This is a genomic window from Corynebacterium frankenforstense DSM 45800, assembly GCF_001941485.1.
Taxonomy (GTDB): domain Bacteria; phylum Actinomycetota; class Actinomycetes; order Mycobacteriales; family Mycobacteriaceae; genus Corynebacterium; species Corynebacterium frankenforstense.
In genome coordinates, this window is the sequence record NZ_CP009247.1 from 718,833 (window position 1) to 735,817 (window position 16,985).

General features: G+C 70.9%; 15 protein-coding genes and 1 tRNA gene. 10 read left to right on the forward strand and 6 right to left on the reverse strand.

Annotation, left to right across the window (positions count from 1 at the left end):
- Positions 1-10 precede the first annotated feature (10 nt).
- Positions 11-538 (forward strand): M48 metallopeptidase family protein, encoded by a 528-nt coding sequence (locus CFRA_RS03085; RefSeq protein ID WP_075663414.1) that lies wholly within the window; start codon positions 11-13, stop codon positions 536-538.
- 95 nt (positions 539-633) lie between these two features.
- Here CFRA_RS03085 and CFRA_RS03090 read toward each other — a convergent pair whose 3' ends face one another.
- Positions 634-2,136: a zinc-dependent metalloprotease gene (locus CFRA_RS03090; RefSeq protein ID WP_075663415.1), complete on the reverse strand. Its 1,503-nt coding sequence runs from the start codon at positions 2,134-2,136 to the stop codon at positions 634-636.
- Between the two features lie 119 nt (positions 2,137-2,255).
- On the opposite strand from CFRA_RS03090, the gene CFRA_RS03095 reads away from it, so the two are divergent.
- Positions 2,256-3,272, forward strand: a complete 1,017-nt coding sequence (locus CFRA_RS03095) for a YlbL family protein (protein WP_245797652.1) — start codon at positions 2,256-2,258, stop codon at positions 3,270-3,272.
- A gap of 11 nt (positions 3,273-3,283) precedes the next feature.
- Here CFRA_RS03095 and CFRA_RS03100 read toward each other — a convergent pair whose 3' ends face one another.
- Both CFRA_RS03100 and CFRA_RS03105 read right to left on the reverse strand, forming a co-directional pair.
- Entirely contained in the window at positions 3,284-4,006 is a 723-nt protein-coding gene (locus CFRA_RS03100; protein ID WP_075663417.1) for a hypothetical protein, read from the reverse strand.
- 89 nt (positions 4,007-4,095) lie between these two features.
- Positions 4,096-4,584, reverse strand: coding sequence for a PPA1309 family protein (locus CFRA_RS03105; protein WP_169842207.1), 489 nt, complete (start codon positions 4,582-4,584; stop codon positions 4,096-4,098).
- A gap of 403 nt (positions 4,585-4,987) precedes the next feature.
- Between CFRA_RS03105 and CFRA_RS03110 the strand changes: the two genes are divergently transcribed.
- Both CFRA_RS03110 and CFRA_RS03115 read left to right on the forward strand, forming a co-directional pair.
- The gene (locus CFRA_RS03110; protein ID WP_083666798.1) at positions 4,988-7,954 is read left to right on the forward strand and encodes a UPF0182 family protein; all 2,967 of its coding nucleotides are present in this window, start codon (positions 4,988-4,990) and stop codon (positions 7,952-7,954) included.
- A gap of 276 nt (positions 7,955-8,230) precedes the next feature.
- A tRNA-Met gene (locus tag CFRA_RS03115) sits at positions 8,231-8,307 on the forward strand.
- Between the two features lie 128 nt (positions 8,308-8,435).
- On the opposite strand, the gene CFRA_RS03120 is transcribed toward CFRA_RS03115, so the two are convergent.
- A complete protein-coding gene (locus CFRA_RS03120) occupies positions 8,436-8,786 on the reverse strand; it encodes a hypothetical protein (RefSeq protein WP_075663420.1) in 351 nt (116 codons plus the stop codon).
- 100 nt (positions 8,787-8,886) lie between these two features.
- Positions 8,887-9,183 (reverse strand): hypothetical protein, encoded by a 297-nt coding sequence (locus tag CFRA_RS03125; RefSeq protein WP_075663421.1) that lies wholly within the window; start codon positions 9,181-9,183, stop codon positions 8,887-8,889.
- A 252-nt stretch (positions 9,184-9,435) separates the two neighbouring features.
- Here CFRA_RS03125 and CFRA_RS03130 point away from each other — a divergent pair, with 252 nt between their 5' ends.
- The 4 genes from CFRA_RS03130 (at position 9,436) to CFRA_RS03145 (ending at position 13,369) form a co-directional block, all read left to right on the forward strand.
- Positions 9,436-9,810 carry a hypothetical protein gene (locus CFRA_RS03130; RefSeq protein WP_075663422.1) on the forward strand — a complete coding sequence of 125 codons (375 nt, stop codon included), beginning with the start codon at positions 9,436-9,438 and terminating at the stop codon, positions 9,808-9,810.
- A gap of 110 nt (positions 9,811-9,920) precedes the next feature.
- The gene (locus CFRA_RS03135) at positions 9,921-11,021 is read left to right on the forward strand and encodes an alpha/beta hydrolase (protein ID WP_075663423.1); all 1,101 of its coding nucleotides are present in this window, start codon (positions 9,921-9,923) and stop codon (positions 11,019-11,021) included.
- Positions 11,022-11,222: 201 nt separating this feature from the next.
- On the forward strand, positions 11,223-11,972 hold the full coding sequence (locus CFRA_RS03140; RefSeq protein ID WP_075663424.1) for a hypothetical protein: 750 nt from the start codon (positions 11,223-11,225) through the stop codon (positions 11,970-11,972).
- Positions 11,973-12,223: 251 nt separating this feature from the next.
- Positions 12,224-13,369 (forward strand): YihY/virulence factor BrkB family protein, encoded by a 1,146-nt coding sequence (locus tag CFRA_RS03145; RefSeq protein WP_075663425.1) that lies wholly within the window; start codon positions 12,224-12,226, stop codon positions 13,367-13,369.
- 9 nt (positions 13,370-13,378) lie between these two features.
- On the opposite strand, the gene CFRA_RS03150 is transcribed toward CFRA_RS03145, so the two are convergent.
- Positions 13,379-14,650, reverse strand: a complete 1,272-nt coding sequence (locus CFRA_RS03150; protein ID WP_075663426.1) for an MFS transporter — start codon at positions 14,648-14,650, stop codon at positions 13,379-13,381.
- Positions 14,651-14,756: 106 nt separating this feature from the next.
- Here CFRA_RS03150 and CFRA_RS03155 point away from each other — a divergent pair, with 106 nt between their 5' ends.
- Together CFRA_RS03155 and CFRA_RS03160 are read left to right on the forward strand one after the other, a co-directional pair.
- Positions 14,757-15,986, forward strand: coding sequence for an alpha/beta hydrolase-fold protein (locus CFRA_RS03155; protein WP_075663427.1), 1,230 nt, complete (start codon positions 14,757-14,759; stop codon positions 15,984-15,986).
- Positions 15,983-16,945 carry an asparaginase domain-containing protein gene (locus CFRA_RS03160; protein ID WP_075663428.1) on the forward strand — a complete coding sequence of 321 codons (963 nt, stop codon included), beginning with the start codon at positions 15,983-15,985 and terminating at the stop codon, positions 16,943-16,945. Before CFRA_RS03155 ends, CFRA_RS03160 begins: the two co-directional genes overlap by 4 nt.
- Positions 16,946-16,985: the final 40 nt, after the last annotated feature.

Sequence of the window (16,985 nt, forward strand, 5' to 3'; positions counted from 1 at the left end):
GTGGGCTGTCATGTCGAGTCAGCCCGAGGTGCGCGTGATCCGTTCGGCGCGGCGCCGCCGCACCGTGCAGGCGCGGTGGCGCGACGGCGTGGTCGAGGTGCGCGTGCCCGCGGCCATGACGCCGGCCGAGGAGGCCGAGGCCGTCGAGGGCATCGTGGCGAAGTTGCGGCGGCGTTCCGGTTCGGCGCCGCTTTCCGACGCCGCGTTGGCCGCCCGTGCGGACCGGCTCAACGAGGCACACCTGGAGGGCCGCGCCCGGTACAGCTCGGTGCGGTGGGTGAGCAACCAGAACACGCGCTGGGGCTCGTGCACCCAGGCGACGGGGGCGGTGCGCATCAGCGACCGGCTGCGGCAGGTGCCGGACTACGTGCTCGACGCGGTGCTCGTTCACGAGCTGGCGCACACCTTCGTGCCCGGCGGGCACACCGCGCAGTTCCACGAGTGGGCCGACCGGGCGCCGCACCTGGAGCGGGCCCGCGGTTTCCTCGAGGCCTACCAGCGCTTCGGCCCGGGTACCGCGGCCGGCGCGGGGGAGTAGGGCCCGGGACACACGAAAGCGGCACCGCGTCGTCGCGGTGCCGCTCTCACTTCGGCGGACCGCCGGGAGGATTCTCCGGCGGGCTGTCCGGCGGACTACTCGGCGGGCTTGTCGCCCTTGCCATCCGCGCCGTCCGCACCGTCGCCGTTGTCGCTCTTGCCGTTCGAGTCGTCCTCGTCGGCGCCGTCACCGTCGGAGGTGTTCCCGTCGGCGTCGGCCTCGCCGCGGTTCTTCTCCTCCTCCTCTGCCAGCCGGCGCTCGAGCTCCTCGATCTCGCTGATCGGGTCGAAGCCCTCGGCGCCGCTGTCGTCGAGCAGGCCGTCGATGAACTCCGCGGAGTTGTCCAGGTCCTCGGCCGTCGGCAGGAAGTCGGGGTGGTTCCACACGGCGTCGCGGCGCTCGACGCCCACGGCGACCTCCGCGCGGCGCCACAGCTCCATGGCCTCGGAGACCTTCGGCGCGCCGAACTCGATGCCGACGACCTTGGCGAAGGCCTTCTCCGCCGAGCCACCGGTGGCCCGGCGGCGGCGCCACGCCTCGTTCATCGCGGCCGTCGAGGGGATGCGCTCGCCCATGGCGTTGGTGACCACCTGCTCGACCCAGCCCTCGACCAGGGCCAGCAGCGTCTCCAGCCGCGAGACCGCCGCGGCGTTGCGCGAGCTGATGCGCGGGGAGAGGTCCATGTTCTGCAGCTGCTGCATGGCCTCCTGGATGGCCTGCGGGTCGCCGGACTCCAGGTTCAGCCCGCGGGCGGCCTCCTCGATGTGGGAGGTGTCGATGACCAGGCCGGCGGCGTACTCCTCGACGGAGGAGACCAGCCGCTCGACCAGCCAGGGCACGTGGCGGAAGAGGCGCTGGCGGGCGGCCTCGCGCGCGGCGATGTAGACGAGCACCTCCTGGGCGGGCACGTCCAGGTCGGCGGCGATGGCGTGGATGTTGCCCGGCAGCAGCGCGGTGGTGCCCTCCGGTGCGACGGGCAGGCCGAGGTCCGAGCCGGTCAGCGCCTGGCCGGCGAGCTCGCCGAGGGCGTGGCCGAGCTGCATGCCGAAGTTCATCCCGGACATCTGCTGCATCATCTGCGCCATCGGCCCGATCATCTGGCGGGCCTCCTCGGGCAGGGACTCCAGCTGGGCCTCGTTCATGTGCTCGGCGACCGGGGTGACCATGCGCTTCCACATCGGCAGGGTGCCCTCGAGCCAGTTCTCGGGCGTCCACGCCACGGGGCGGGAACCGGAGGCCGGGAGCGTCGTGGCGTCGTCAAGCCACAGCTCGGCCAGCCGCACGGACTCCTCGACGGCCGTGGTGTCCTGCTCGCGCACGCCGCCGGACTTGCCGGTCAGCTCCTGGCGGGCGATGCGCATGGCCATCTCGTAGTTGACGGGGCCGGCGCCCTCCGGCGAGTTCATCGACGAGCCCATCCCGGAGAGCATCTGCCCGAACTGGTTGAGGATGTCGCCTAAACCGCCCGCACCGGCGCCGCCCGCCCCGGCGCCGGGGAAGAAGGCGCCGAAGGGGTTCTGGTCGCCGCGCTTGTCGCGGTCGTTGTCGTCGTCATCGTCGTTGTTGCCGAAGGTAAAACCGAATCCGCCTGAAGTCATGCCTCCAAACTACCGGCAGGCCGGGACGGCGACCACGGTCCCGGCAACGCTGTCAGCGAACACGCCCCTGTAGCGTGGTGGGGGTGAATCGCCGCCTTCGAACCGTCGTCTGGGGCGCCGTGCCCGTCGTGGCACTGGCCGCCCTGGTCTCGCTGGACCATGTCCCGGGCACCGACTACTCGCTGACCGTGCCCTACGTCGCGGAGGGCCCCGGGCCCAGCTTCGACACCCTCGGCGAGGTCGACGGCGAGGAGGTCATCGCCCTCGAGGGCGTCGAGGAGGAGGACACCGGCGGCCAGCTCAACATGACCACCGTCGCGGTGCGCTCGCAGCTCACCCTCGCCCAGGCGCTGGGCCGCTGGCTGTTCAGCGACGACACGCTGGTGCCCGCCGAGCAGGTCTTCCCCTCGGACATGACGCGCGAGGAGATCGACCGCTCCAACCAGGTGGCCTTCTCCTCCTCCGAGGCCGCGGCCACCACCGCCGCGCTGACGCATCTGGACCGCCCCCTGGTCGTGGAGGTCGCCGGCGTGCTCGACGACACCTCGGCCTCCGGCGTGGTCGAGGAGGGCGACCGGCTGCTCGCCGTCGACGGGAAGAAGGTGGAGCGCCCCGGCGCGGTGCGCGACGCGGTGCTGGAGCACGAACCCGGCGACGAGGTCACCCTGACGCTCTCGCGCGGCGGGGAGGAGCGCGAGGAGACGATCACCCTCGGCGAGAGCCCCGAGGACCCCGAGCGCCCGCTGCTGGGCGTGCTGATGGGCGCGGCCTCGGCCGACGGCATCCAGGTCGACTACAACCTGCAGGACATCGGCGGCCCGAGCGCGGGCATGATCTTCTCGCTGGCCGTCATCGACAAGCTGACCCCGGGCGCGCTGACCGGCGGGCACTTCGTGGCCGGCACCGGCACCATCGACGAGGACGGCTCCGTCGGCGAGATCGGCGGCATCGAGCACAAGGTGCGTGCCGCCCGCGACCTGGGCGCCGAGCTCTTCCTCGCGCCCGCGGGCAACTGCTCCGCGCTGGCCGGCCAGGACACCGGCGACATGACGGTGGCCAAGGTCGCCGACCTGGACGACGCGATCGACGCGATGGACGACTTCGCCGCCGGCCGCGAGGTCACCACCTGCGACTGACGCCGCGGGGCCTACCTGCGCGCGGCGGTGGCCGACTCGCTCGGCTCGCTGCTCGACGCCGCGCCGGTCTCGGACCCGCGGTCGTCGCCGCGGTCGCGCTCGCTCGGCTCGCGGTCACCGGAGCGGTCGGGGTGCTCCGGGGCGGTCCAGTCCTCCGGCGGCTCGGCCAGGCCGAGCTCGTAGATGCGGTCCTCGGGGTCGATCTGGTCGGTCGAGGCCATCTGCTGGACCACGAGGCCGCGCTCGTTGTCCACCACGGTCAGGATCGCGGTGTTGCCCAGCGTGGACCAGCCGACGACGCGGTCCTTCTTGTCCTCGACCACGCGCGAGCTGCGCAGCTCGGTGAGCACCTGGGTCGTCGAGGCGGCCTTCGACTCCGAGGCGAAGAACTGGAACTGGCCGACCTCGCTGCCCGAGCACTCCACGGAGTCCTCCAGCCCGTTGGGCGTGCAAGAGTCGAACTGGTCGAACAGCTCGTCGGGCACCAGGCCGGAGAACCGCTCACGGGTCTTGGCCAGCTCGCGCTCCTCCTCGCTGGCGGTGGTGCTCGCGCTGCTCGACTCGGAGGTGTCCGTGGTCTCCTCGGGCACGCTTTCCGACGTCGCGCTGGTCTCCGTGGCCGGTTCCGGCTCGGCGTCGTCGGTGCCGCACGCGGTGAGCGTGAGCGTCAGCGCGGCCGCGGCCGCCAGAGGCAGGCCTCGGCGGACGAGGCGGAGGCGGGCGTTAGCGGTCACGGCGGGACACCTTTCTTCGGCCGGGGGTTTTACGCCCGTCCATCGTAACCGCAGGCGGGCACACGGGGGTCCTGAGGGCTCTCCCGGTGCTAGCCCTCGCCGAAGGTCGGGTCCTGCTCGAGGCCCTGGCGCAGCAGCGCGATGACCCCGGGGGCCACGCCGGGCCCGCCGCGCAGGTCGATCTCGTCCTCGGCGAAGGGGCCGCGCTCCTCGAGCTCGGCCTCGGTGGGGCGGCGCTGCAGCAGGGTCAGCTCCGCGCCCGAGCGCAGCACCCCGGAGAAGAGGCGCGCGCGGTAGGTCTCGGACTCCGCGCCGGCCGAGGAGTCGCGGAAGACGATCTCCTGGGCGAGCACCGCGCCGGCGACCTCGCCGGGCCAGGCGATGCGGCCGAGGTAGTCGAGCAGCTCACCGGAGCCGGGCGTGATGCCCTCGGGCAGGCCCTCCTGGACGACCAGGGTCAGCGGGTCCTCCTCGACGTCGGCGACCTGGTCCGCCAGCAGCCGGGAGGGCACCAGCCCGAACAGCGTCGGCTGCGCGTCCCAGCCCTCCGCGTGGACGAAGTCGACGGCCTCGAGCATCGCGCGGTTGAGCGCCTGGTGGCTCTGTGCGGGATCGTTCACTTCTTCTGTGCCTTCCTCTCGGTTCTCGCTCCCCGTGTCTCTGCCCCATATTGTGCCCCGGGCGCGGCCGGCACCGGGGCGCGGGCGCCACGCGCCGCGCCGCACACGCCGGCGACGGCGGGCGGCGCGGCGTCGGAAAGCGACGCACCACGCACCACACGCCGCACACGCCGGCGGTCGGGGCAGTGGCGCACGGCGTCGGAAAGCGAGCTGAACGGGACGGTGCATTTGGCTTGGAGTCCCGTTAAATTCGTATGGTGGAACGTACACCCGTCTGCGGGCGGGAAGTACCGCTTGTTACCGCCAACGCAACACTTGAGGAGACGTCTTGGCGAACGGATTAAGGACCCCCGCCGCCCCGATGCGGCGCCCGAACAAGGCGATCAGCACCACCATCGCGGTGATCGCCGTGCTGGTGATCCTGGCCCCGGTGCTCATCGGGGTCTACACCGACTGGCTCTGGTTCGGGGAGGTGGACTTCAGGGGCGTGTTCACCAAGGTCGTGGTCGTGCGCATCATCCTCTTCGTGGTGTTCGCGCTGCTCGCCGGGGCGATCGCCTTCGCCGCGGGCTTCTTGACCTGGCGCAACCGGCCCCGGGAACTCGGTGACACCGACCTGAACTCGCCGGTGCACCAGTACCGCATGGTCATCGAGCGCTCCGTGCGCCTGCTGCTGATCGGCGTGCCGGTCATCGTCGGGCTGTTCGCCGGCGTCTTCGGCCAGTCGACCTGGCGGACCGTGATGATGTTCCTCAACCGGCAGGACTTCGGCTCCGCGGACGCGCAGTTCGGCAAGGACCTCGGCTTCTACGCCTTCCAGCTGCCGTTCCTGGAGCTCGTCGCCTCGTCGCTGTCGACGATCCTCATCGTCGCCTTCCTCATCGCGCTGGTGGGCTACTACCTGCTCGGCGGCATCCGCGTGGGCAACCAGGCCACCGGCGTGCGCGGCACCGTCAGCCGGCCGGCGCGCATCCAGCTGATGGTCACCGCCGGGCTGTGGATGCTGGTCAAGGTCTTCCAGTACTGGCTCGACCGCTTCGGCCTGCTGATCAACGAGAACCAGACCTTCACCGGCGCCAGCTACACCGACGTGCACGCCCAGCTGCCGGCCAAGATCATCCTGATGGTCATCGGCCTGGTCGTCGCCTTCGCCTTCTTCTCCGCCGTGGTGCTCAAGGACCTGCGCGTGCCGGCCCTGGCCACCGTGCTCATGGTCGTCTCCGCGCTCGTTGTCGGCGCCGCCTGGCCGCTGATGCTGGAGCGCTTCTCGGTCAACCCGAACCGCCAGCAGAAGGAGGCCGAGTTCATCGCCCGCAACATCGAGGCGACGCGCGAGGCCTACGGGCTGACCGACGACAAGGTCACCTACCTGGACAACTGGGGCGCGGACGGCGCGAGCAACGAGAAGGTCGCCAACGACGAGGAGACCATCTCCAACATCCGCCTGCTGGACCCGGAGATCCTCTCGCCGACGTTCACCCAGCAACAGCAGCTGCGCAACTTCTACGGCTTCCCGGACACCCTGGCGGTGGACCGCTACGAGGTCGACGGCGAGACCCGCGACTTCGTGGTCGCCGCCCGTGAGCTCGACCCGAACGCGCTGCGCGAGAACCAGCAGGACTGGATCAACCGCCACACCGTCTACACCCACGGCAACGGCTTCATCGCCGCGCCGGGCAACCAGGTCGACGAGGTCGCCCGCGACGTCGGCTCCACCCGCGGCGGCTACCCCGTCTACACGGTCTCGGACCTGCAGAGCAACGAGGTCGCCCGCGAGAAGGAGGCCACCGAGGAGCTCGGCATCAAGGTCGACCAGCCGCGCATCTACTTCGGCCCGGTCATCGCCTCGGCCAACGACGGCGCGGACTACGCGATCGTCGGCGCCGACACCGAGGAGCCCGTCGAGTACGACACGGACAACTCGAGCTACACCTACACCGGCTCGGGCGGCGTGGGCATCGGCAACTGGATCAACCGCCTGGCCTTCGCCGGCAAGTACCAGGAGATGAACCTGATCCTGTCCGACCGCGTCGGCGGGGACTCCAAGATCATCTTCGACCGCGACCCGCGCACCCGCGTGGAGAAGGTCGCCCCCTGGCTGACCACGGACTCCAAGACCTACCCGGCCGTCGTCGACGGGCGCGTGAAGTGGATCGTGGACGGCTACACCACGCTGGACTCGCTGCCGTACTCGACGCAGACCTCGCTGCAGGGTGCGACCGAGGACGCGCTGAACCCGGACGGCACCAGCCAGCGCCTGGTCTACGACGAGGTCGGCTACATCCGTAACTCGGTCAAGGCCACCGTCGACGCCTACGACGGCACCGTGGAGCTCTACGAGTTCGACTCCGAGGACCCGGTGCTCAAGGCCTGGGAGGGCATCTTCCCGGACACCGTCAAGCCGAAGAGCGAGATCTCCGACGAGCTGCGCGAGCACCTGCGCTACCCGGAGGACCTCTTCAAGGTCCAGCGTGAGCTGCTCACCCGCTACCACGTCGACGACCCGACGGTGTTCTTCACCAACGACGCGTTCTGGTCCGTGCCCGGCGACCCGACGGCCGCCGAGGAGAACCAGAGCCTGGCCCAGCCGCCGTACTACGTCACCGCGCGCGACCCGCGCGACGAGAACGGCGAGGCGTCCTTCCAGCTGATCACCCCGTTCCGCGGCCTGAACCGTGAGTTCCTCTCCGCGCACATGACGGTGACCTCGGACCCCGACAACTACGGCGAGATCACCGTGCGCGTGCTGCCGACGAACACGCAGACGCAGGGCCCGAAGCAGGCGCAGGACACGATGATGTCCTCCGACGAGATCGCCCGTGACCGCACGCTGTGGCAGAACACCACGGACCTGCACAACGGCAACCTGCTGACCCTGCCGGTCGGCGGCGGCGAGATCCTCTACGTCGAGCCGGTCTACTCGCAGCGCAAGGGCCAGGAGTCCGCGTTCCCGAAGCTGCTGCGCGTGCTGGTCTCCTACAAGGGCCAGGTCGGCTACGCGCCGACGATCTCCGAGGCGCTGCAGCAGGTCGGCATCAACCCGAAGGCCGCCCAGGACATCACCGAGATCGAGGGTGACGGCGACGGCGAGGCCGGCGGCGACGCCGAGGACCAGAAGTCCGGCGAGGCCGACAAGGACACCGAGGAGACGACCGGCCCGTCCGCGCCGGCCGGCGGCTCGGGTGCCGAGGGCGACGCCATCCAGCGCATCAACGACGCCCTCAACGGCCTGGAGAAGGCCCGGGGCGGCTCCCACGAGGAGTACGGCAAGGCTCTCGACGAGCTGGACAAGGCGGTGGAGGCCTACCGCCAGGCCGAGGGCAACTAGCCCGCTTGCCGACGTCGCGCCCCACGGCGACCGCGCCCGCGGTCACCGTGGGGCGCTTCGTGTGCGTGCCGCGCTCCGTGTGCGTGCGGGTGCCGGGTGCCGGGAGCCGGGAGCCCGGCGGGGTCCGTGCGGGGGCTTTCGCGTGAGAAGTGGCGCACGTGTGTCTCTTTGTGGCGTCGTTTTCACGGGCTGCGCAGGGGATTTGGACTGTGGCGGGGTTCTGGTTAAAGTATGTATCCGTTGCCGCAAGGCACGGTATCCGGAACGGATACGTGACGCGGGGTGGAGCAGCTCGGTAGCTCGCTGGGCTCATAACCCAGAGGTCGTAGGTTCGAATCCTGCCCCCGCTACCACTTGAAGCGCCGGCCGCAAGCGAGAAGCTTGTGGTCGGCGCTTTGTCTGTGCCCGGGGTGGGGTGTTCGGTCGTCAGGTCGGGGGAGCACACGGACGGGGCCGGGCTGCCGCCCCATTCGCTCGCTTGTCACCTGGCCTGGCCGGGGACCCCGGTGACCATCGGCACGGTGGGGAAAGGGGTGTCCTCCGGGGTGGGGGTGGTCTCGCCGTCGTAGAGCCGGACCTCCCTGTCCTCCCGCTCAGCGTTCTTGGTCTCCCAGGAGTCGCCCGCCAGTCCGAACACGAAACCGAAGATCGAGAGCACCAGTGCTAACGGGAGCCAGGCGATGCACAGGGAGATTCCCCTGAACAGCGGCCCGATCACCGCGCCTTGACGGATGACCGAGAACAGGGTGAACACTCCGATTGCGATGAATCCCCAGGTGATGAAGTTGAATGAGCCGGCACCGTCGGTGAGGAAGTTCGTTCCGGTGATCATGTCGTCTCCCTGATTGTCGTGACGAGGAAATCTTGCGTCGATGAGTTGGGACTGATTCCGGGGCAGATCCGCGGCTACAGCGGTTCCGCCCCGGGTGCTGCTATGCCTCCAGGTCGTTCTCGATGATCGTCTGGGTCAGTGGATCGAGCCACTGATCTTTGATCTCGTCGTCCGCCATCTGCCTGGCTGTCAGCAGAATCTTCCTGCGCTCCAGTGCCGGCACCATCCGCCGGTTGTTCGCCTGCTGCCACCGCTTCTCCAGCATGATGGTGTTATCCAGCCAGTAGTCCTCCCACTGCTCGGTCATCTGTTCGTATATCTGGTCGAGTTCCTCGTCACTGACGTCGACTCCCGCCGCGTCGTAGGCCTTTCTCATGGTCTCCTTCATCAGGATCATCGTGTCGTCCTCACGGTTCGGTGGTCGGGGTCGAGTCCTCTCGCTGCACCAATGCGCCTGTCCTCGACCCGGCCGGGCTGCGCAGCGGTCCGCCGTAGCGAATCCCACGGCGTGGGTCAATCACGTTAACGGAGGGGCGTGACAAGAGGGTGGGGGTTCTTCCCTGGACGGCCGTGCACCGTTGATCAGGTCCGGTAGCGTTCACCGGTGAGCACCGGAAAACGATGACGGTCACAGCCGCGGTGCCGGACTGTGTCGGGCGGTGCCGCCGGCAACCTGCCCCAGGTCGACTACGCCTTCGCCGACGCGACCGACACAGTCTGCGGCACGGTCGACGGGGCGAAGGTGACGGCATACGGGCCTACCTCGTGCGGGTTCGCCATGGCCGTCGGTCAACAGGCCCTGGTCCCGGGGACCTGGGGGCCGGGTGTCGCCCCGGACCCGACTGTGACCCGCCCGTGGGGAGCCACGACGGTCACCGCCACCGGCCCGGCGACCGGCGAGACCTACGCCCTGGACTGCAGCTCCGGCACCGCGCACAACGCGGTCGGGTGTAAAGGCGGAAATGGTGCGAACGTCATCTTCGAGAAGAACACCTACGGCGGGCTGATGTACCTGCTGCGCTGACGGCGGCTCGCGCCGGCCCGGGACCAGCACTCCTGCCGGAGCCACAGAAATCGCGGAGTCGGAAGGTGAACTAGCCGCGGCGAGGGCATCCAGCTTGGTAAAACCAGTTCATGGATACTAGTGAACCCGAACTCACCACTTCGGCGCCGCAGCACGTTCCCGCGCCCCGGTACTCGCTTTCGACGAAGGCGTCGGCGAGGGCGGGCTGGGCGCTGACGTCACTGCCGCCCGCGATCCTCCGCCTCCTCGGCACCCGGATCAACTCCTCCGGGGACGAGTTGGACGGGGACGTGGCGGCGTCGCTGAGAGCACTCGAGATCATCCACGGCAAGGACTTCGCCGACCTGCCGGTGGGTGAGGGGCGCGCGATGATCGACGAGGAGGCCTACCTCGGAGCCGGGAAGACGATGGACGTCGGCAGCGTCGTTGCACAGACGATCGGAGGAGTTCCCGTGCGCCAGTACCGGCCACGCGGGTTCGAGTCCACCGACCGCGTGCTGCCGGCCGTCGTGTACCTGCACGGCGGCGGATGGGTCCTGGGGTCGCTGGATTCCCACGACAGCACCTGTCGCTGGTTGTGCAACCGCGCGGGGGTGTCGGTGATCTCCGTGGATTACCGGCTGGCCCCGGAGGCTCCCTTCCCCGCCGGTCTGGAGGATGCCGCCACCGTGCTGCGCGCCGCGATGACCACGGAGGCGGTACCAGGCGTGGATCCACAGCGCGTGGTGATCGCGGGGGACTCGGCGGGCGGCAATCTGTCTGCCGCCGTGTGCCTCAAGTTCAAGCAGGAGGGACTGCCGCAGCCGCTGCTCCAGATGCTTTTCGTGCCCGCGACGAACCTCGCGGAGTTCTCCACCGACAGCCACCGGGAATTCGCCGACGGGCTGTTCCTCACGCGCAAACAGATGGAGTGGTACCGCAACCACTACGTCGGATCGGCGGAGGCTGCCGCCGACCCTCTGGTGTCGCCGTTGCTCGCGGAGGATGTCTCGGGCGTTGCCCCCGCCTATGTGGCCGTGGCCGGGTTCGACCCACTGCGCGATGAGGGCGAGGCCTACGCCGAAAAACTCGAGGCCGCCGGGGTGCCTGTGACCTGCCGGCGCCACCGTGGACTCGTCCATCCGTTCGTGAACTCGACCGGCGTGTGGCGCAACGCACGAGCGGCCCTCGACGACGCCGTCGAGGCGGTGAAGGCTGCCGTCGCAGGATAGGAGTGCACGACGGGCTGATGTGCGTGCCTGCCCGTGGGTTCCGCCTGTCTCTGGGGCGGGGTCAGGCGACGGAGTGCCCGGTGCCGTCGGGGGAGTATTCCCCAGACGGCGTGGTGCCGCTGGGCAGGTCCGGTAGCGTGCTTTCGTGAGCCCCGGGAGAGAGGACGGTCACAGCCGGGGATCGCCGGACTGTGTCGGGCGGTGACCACCGATAACCGGAAGGGCGAGACGATGCGCAACCACTTCTCCAGGAAGTCCGGTGCGGCCGCGGCCGCGGGCCTTCTGGCGGTCAGTCTGGTGGCCTGCGGCGGTGACTCCGAGGACGCCGGCGCCGTGGGTGACGGTGCCGCCGACAGTGCCTCCGAAGGCGCGGAAGCTTCTGGGACGGACGGCGCGCAGGGGAGCACCGGCGGCGCAGACTCCGGCGCTTCGGGGACGAACAAGAAGGACGCCGACAAGGACAAGGGCGGTCAGGGCGGCAAGGGGCCGAAGCCGACGCGGGCGGCAGATGCTCAGTCGGGCGGTAGCGGTCCCGGGGCACATGGCGGCTCCGGCGGCGCCGGTCACTCAGGTGGCTCCGGCGGCGCCGCAGGCAACCTGCCCCAGGCCGACAACGCTTCCGCCGATGCGACGGACACGCTCTGCGGCACGGTCGACGGTGTGGACGTCACGGCCGCGAACCGCCAGACCACGTGTGGCTTTGCGATGGCCGTGGCCCGGCAGGCTCTGATCCCGGGCACCTGGGATCCGGGCGTACCCCCGGACCCGACGGTGACTCCGCCCGCGGCACAGACCACAGTGACTGCGACGAGCCCCGCGACCGGCGAGGCTTACACCATGGAATGCGCCGTGGGCACTGCCGCAGGGAGCGGAGTGTGCAGCGGCGGCAACGGCGCACTCGTCGGCTTTGACAAATTCGGTAATGGGAGCCTGCTATACCTCCGCCGTTGACATCAGGTTCCGACGCAATCAGGTGCGGTCGCAGATAGCGGGGCCGACGACGGCTCGGACTCCGCCGAGGGGTCGGGCAGCGAGAAGAATCGGGAGAGTGGTGGTCCTCGGCCCACGCGGGCCGCGGACTGCCGGGAGAGCGGCAATGGCGCCATGGTCACCTTCGAGAAGAACACCTACGGCGGCCTGATGTACCTGCTGCGCTGACGGCCGCCCGCGCCGGCCGCGGGACCACCACATATCCTGGAGCCATGACGACCTCGCGCTCCGGCGCCGACGGCGCCGTGGCACGCGCCGTCGGCAAGCGGCCGCAGATCCTGCCGTTCCGCCGCGAGGACCTGGTGGACACCCCCACCGACGAGGAGTACGCGGAGATCATCCGCGGCCACCGGTGGCTCGGCGGGGAGTCCTGGAAGCTGGTGCTGCGCCGTGTGACGCGCGAGTTCTTCGCCCGCGCGATGATGGACAAGGGCGCGCTGCTGACCTTCTTCTCCCTGCTCACCTTCGCGCCCACCGTCGTCGGTGCCTACTCGATAGCGACGCTGCTGCTGGCCAACGACACCGCCGCCACCAACAGGCTGATCACCCAGCTCATCCGCGACTACGTCCCGCCCGAGGCCGAGGAGACCGCGACCGACATCATCCTCGAGATCGTCCAGCAGGCGGGCGACCACGTCTGGGTGCTCGTGGTCAGTATCCTCGTCGCCCTGTTCTCCTCCTCGGCCTACGTGCGGGCCTTCGCCCGCAACGCCAACGCGATCTACGGCCGCGAGGAGGGCCGCCACCCGGTGCGCACCGTGCTGGCGATGTGGGCGCTGACCTTCGTGGTGGTCCTGGGCGCGGTGCTGCTGGCGGCGAGTCTGCTGCTCAACGAGATCGTCGTGCGTGACGTCTTCGAGCCCGTCGCCGAGCCGTTGGGCCTCGAGACCGCGGTCGAGTGGCTGGCCGGCGCCGTCATGCCGGTGTGGCGGTGGGTGCGCCTGCCCGTCGCCGTGCTGCTGGGCATGGTGCTCGTCGCGCTGCTCTACAACTTCACGCCCAACGTGCGCTACCCGCGGTTCCGCTGGCTGAGTGTGGGCACCGTGGTCGCGGTGCTCGGCGGCGTGCTCGTCTACGTCGGGCTGACGGCCTACCTGCGTGTGTTCACCCGCATGTCCCTGCTCAGCGCCGTCGGCGCGGTGGTGGCCTTCCTCATCGCCCTGTGGATCTACAACATCGTGCTCATGGTGGGCCTGAGTCTCGACGCCGAGGTCGCCCGCGCCCGGGAGCTCGAGGCCGGCCTGGACTCGGAGGCGGTGATCCGCGTGCCACCCCGCGGGGAATCGGCGGCGCGGCGCCAACGCGACGTCGGCAAGGAACTGCGCGCGGCCGGCGAGGCCATCGGCCCGGAGGAGTAGCGCGCCGGGTCAGACGCCGGCCGGCTGCGGCTCCCGGTGCGGGGTCGGTTGCTTGACCGGGACGAGCAGCAGCGCGCCGGCGGCGAGCACCACGGCGATGCCCACGATGCCGAGACGGTCGCCGCCGATGGCGGTGAAGACCATGAACATCAGCGGCGCCAGCCAACTGACCGCACGCCCCGTCGTGGCATAGAGACCGAAGATCTCGCCGGAGTGCCGCTCATCGGTGAGCCTGGCCAGGAACGCGCGCGACGAGGACTGCGCCGGGCCGACGAAGAGGCACAGCAGCAGCCCGAAGATCCAGAAGACCGTCGGGCCGTCACCGATCAGCAGCACGGCGGCGACGACGATCATCGCCAGCAGCGAGCCCATGATCACCGGCTTCGGGCCCACCCGGTCGTCGAGCCAGCCGCCGGCGGCCGCGCCCGCGGCGGCCACGACGTTGGCGGCCACCCCGAAGATCAGCACGTCACCGGAGGAGAGCCCGTAGACGGCGACGGCGAGGATCGCGCCGTAGGTGAACACGCCCGCCAGGCCGTCGCGGAAGACCGCGGAGGCGATGAAGAAGTACGCGGTGTTGCGCTCGTGGCCCCACAGCCGCTTCAGCGTCGTCCACAGCTTGCGGTAGGAGCCCGCCCAGCTCAGCCTCTCGCCGGTGGCCGGGGCCTTCGGGGCGAGGAGGAACAGCGGGACTGCGGAGGCGAGGAACCAGGCCGCGGCGAAGAGCGCGACCAGGCGGATGTTCAGCCCGCCGTCGGTGGGCAGGCCGAAGACCCCGCCCTCGCCGGAGACGAAGAGCACGAAGCACACCAGCAGCACCACGATCCCGCCGACGTAGCCGAGTGCCCAGCCGATGCCCGAGATGCGGCCGACGGTGGCGCGGGTGGCGATCTGGTTGAGCATCGCGAAGTAGTTGACCTCGGCGAACTCGAAGGTGATCGAGGCGACCGCCATGACGGTGATGCCCACCCAGAACCACACCGGGGCGTCGTTGCGCACCAAAAAGAGGCAGGCCATGAGGGCGATGGTGACCAGCGTCCAGACCACCAGGGAGCGGCGGCGGGTGCCGTGGGCGTCGGCACGCTGGCCCATCACCGGGGCCACGAGCGCGATCGCCGCGCCGGCGACGGCCAGGGCGATGCTGTAGTAGAACGACGGGGTCTGCCCGGCGTCGATCTGGGTGCCCACCGAGTCGGTCAGGTAGACCGAGAAGATGAAGGTCACCAGCACCGCGTTGAACGCGGCCGAGCCGAAGTCCCAGAACACCCACGCGGTTTTCATACCCGAAGCATAACCTCCGCAGGATCGGGGTGCCCGGCTCGCGGGCTGGGGAGCGGACCGGCGGAAAGATAGGCTGATCCCACAGCGATCGGAAGGAGACCCCGGCGTGAGAATCGACGAGGCCGCGGTCCTCGAGGCGGCCGAGACGGGTGCGACCGATGTGGCGGACCTGCTCGAGCGGGCCGCACGCGGCGGCACCCCGCTGTATGACCCGCGGACCTGCCGGGCGACCTTCCTCTGGCGGGCGCGCCCCGAGGTGCAGGCGGTCCACCTGCGCGTCAACCGCGTCACCGAGAAGGACGACTTCGAGCGCGGGTTGATGCGCCGGGTCGGTCAGACCGGCTGGTGGATCCGGACCCTCGAGCTGGCGCCGACGCTGCGCGCCTCCTACGGGTTCGTCGAGTACACCGACCCCGCCGAGGCGAGGCCGCTCATCCCGGGCGAGGGAATGCCGCCGGTCCTCGCCGACCCGCACGGCGCCGGCCCCGTCATCCCGTATGAGCCGGTGGCGCCCGCAGCGTCGGCCGGTCGGCCGGGTGCCCGTCCCGCGGTGCGCACCGGACATTCCGTCTTCTCCGGTCCGCTCGCACCCGCGGCCCCGGAGTGGGACGGTCCGGTCCCGTCCACCCCGGCCACGCACCACCCGGAGGCGGTGCACCCGGCGGCGACCACCGGGGCGTCGGCAATCGAACCCGACGGCGAGATCGCCGGGGTGCCGCTCTTCCGCCACCACCCGGGCAGCCGGCCCGAGGCGCGGCTGCTCCTCTTCGACGCCGAGGACTGGTTCCTGCGCCTCGACCTGCCGCGCGCCCTGGCCGTGGCGGGCCTGGACGTCGAGGTGATCGGCGTCGGCCACCGCGACCGGGAGACCCGCATGCGCACGCTGCGCGGCAACACGGACTTCCTCACCGCCGTGCTCGACGCGACGGTCGCCGACAAGGACCCCGCCGTGCCCCTCATCGTCGCCGGCCAGTCGCTCGGCGGGCTCTCCGCGCTGCTGGCGCTACTCGAACGCCCCGGTGCGGTCGACGCGGTGATCGCGCAGTCGCCGTCGGTGTGGTGGTGGCCCGGTCGGGCCTGCAGCCCGCGCGACCTCGACGCCCACCGCGTCGACTGGCTGGCCGCCCGCTTCACCGCCGCCGAACCGCAGACCGCACGGGTGGTGCTCGGCGTGGGCACCAGGGAGGGGCTGATGCTGCCCAAGACGCACACCCTCGCGCACGTCATGGCGGCGCGCGGCTGGGACGCGCGGGTGCGTGTCTGGGACGGCGGCCACGACCTGGCATGCTGGCGCCACGACCTCATCGACGCGCTGCTGGAGGTGCTCGACCAATGACCGGGACACATTCCGCGACCCCGCCCGGCCCGGGCGGACGCCGCGTGGTCGTGCTGACCACCGGCGGGACCATCGCCTGCACCCACGACGCCGCCGGAGCCCTCGTGCCCACCGTCTCCGGGCCCCAGCTCGTCGCGTCGGTGCGCGAGCGCGTGCCCGCCGGCGTCACACTCGACGTGCGCCAGGTCGCCGAGCTCGACTCCTCGTCGATGACGCTGGCCGAGACCGACGCGGTGCTCGCCGCCGTGGCCGAGGCCCTGGCCGGGGACGCCGCCGGGGTGGTGGTCACCCACGGCACCGACTCGATGGAGGAGACCGCCGTGGCCGTCGACGCCTTCCTCGCCGACGCCCGCCCGGTCGTCCTCACCGGCGCGATGCGCCCCTTCGACGACCCGGACCCGGACGGGCCGGCCAACCTGGCCGATGCCGTCACGGCCGCCGCCGATCCGGCCAACCGCTCGCGCGGGGCGTTCATCAGCTTCGGCGGCGAGCTGATCGCGGCCCGCGGCGCATACAAGCGCCACACCGAGGCCGCCGCCGGCTTCGCCACCAACGCCCCGGCCGGTGCGCCCCGACCCGCGGCCCTCGCGCCGGCCCCGCTCGCCGGTGTCGACGTGCGCACCGTCGCCGCCTACCCCGGCGCCCCGCGTGTCCTCATCGACGCCGCCGTGGCCGACGGCGCCCGCGGCGTCGTGGTCGAGGGCATGGGCGCCGGCAACGTCGGCACGGATCTGGCCGCCGGCATCACGGACGCGGTCGGGCGCGGCGTGGCCGTCGTGCTGACCACCCGCGTGCCCGCCGGCCCGGTCGCTGGCGTCTACGGCGGCGCCGGGGGAGCGGCCACGCTCTTCGCCGCCGGGGTGCTCTCCTCCGGGTTCTTCCGCGCAGGTCAGGCCCGCATCCTGCTCGCGGTGGCGCTGGCCACCGGCACGGACCCGGCGGTGCTGCTGGCCCCGTAGTGCCCGGGCGGCGCCGCCCTCGCCCGGCCCCTTCGGGGGT

Coding starts and splice junctions, on each gene's coding strand:
- CFRA_RS03135 (WP_075663423.1), top strand. CDS start 9,921: ATGGATACTAGTGAACCCGAACTCACCACTTCGGCGCCGCAGCACGTT.
- CFRA_RS03085 (WP_075663414.1), top strand. CDS start 11: ATGTCGAGTCAGCCCGAGGTGCGCGTGATCCGTTCGGCGCGGCGCCGC.
- CFRA_RS03120 (WP_075663420.1), bottom strand. CDS start 8,786: ATGATCACCGGAACGAACTTCCTCACCGACGGTGCCGGCTCATTCAAC.
- CFRA_RS03125 (WP_075663421.1), bottom strand. CDS start 9,183: ATGATCCTGATGAAGGAGACCATGAGAAAGGCCTACGACGCGGCGGGA.
- CFRA_RS03160 (WP_075663428.1), top strand. CDS start 15,983: ATGACCGGGACACATTCCGCGACCCCGCCCGGCCCGGGCGGACGCCGC.
- CFRA_RS03150 (WP_075663426.1), bottom strand. CDS start 14,650: ATGAAAACCGCGTGGGTGTTCTGGGACTTCGGCTCGGCCGCGTTCAAC.
- CFRA_RS03105 (WP_169842207.1), bottom strand. CDS start 4,584: ATGCTCGAGGCCGTCGACTTCGTCCACGCGGAGGGCTGGGACGCGCAG.
- CFRA_RS03145 (WP_075663425.1), top strand. CDS start 12,224: ATGACGACCTCGCGCTCCGGCGCCGACGGCGCCGTGGCACGCGCCGTC.
- CFRA_RS03110 (WP_083666798.1), top strand. CDS start 4,988: ATGCGGCGCCCGAACAAGGCGATCAGCACCACCATCGCGGTGATCGCC.
- CFRA_RS03090 (WP_075663415.1), bottom strand. CDS start 2,136: ATGACTTCAGGCGGATTCGGTTTTACCTTCGGCAACAACGACGATGAC.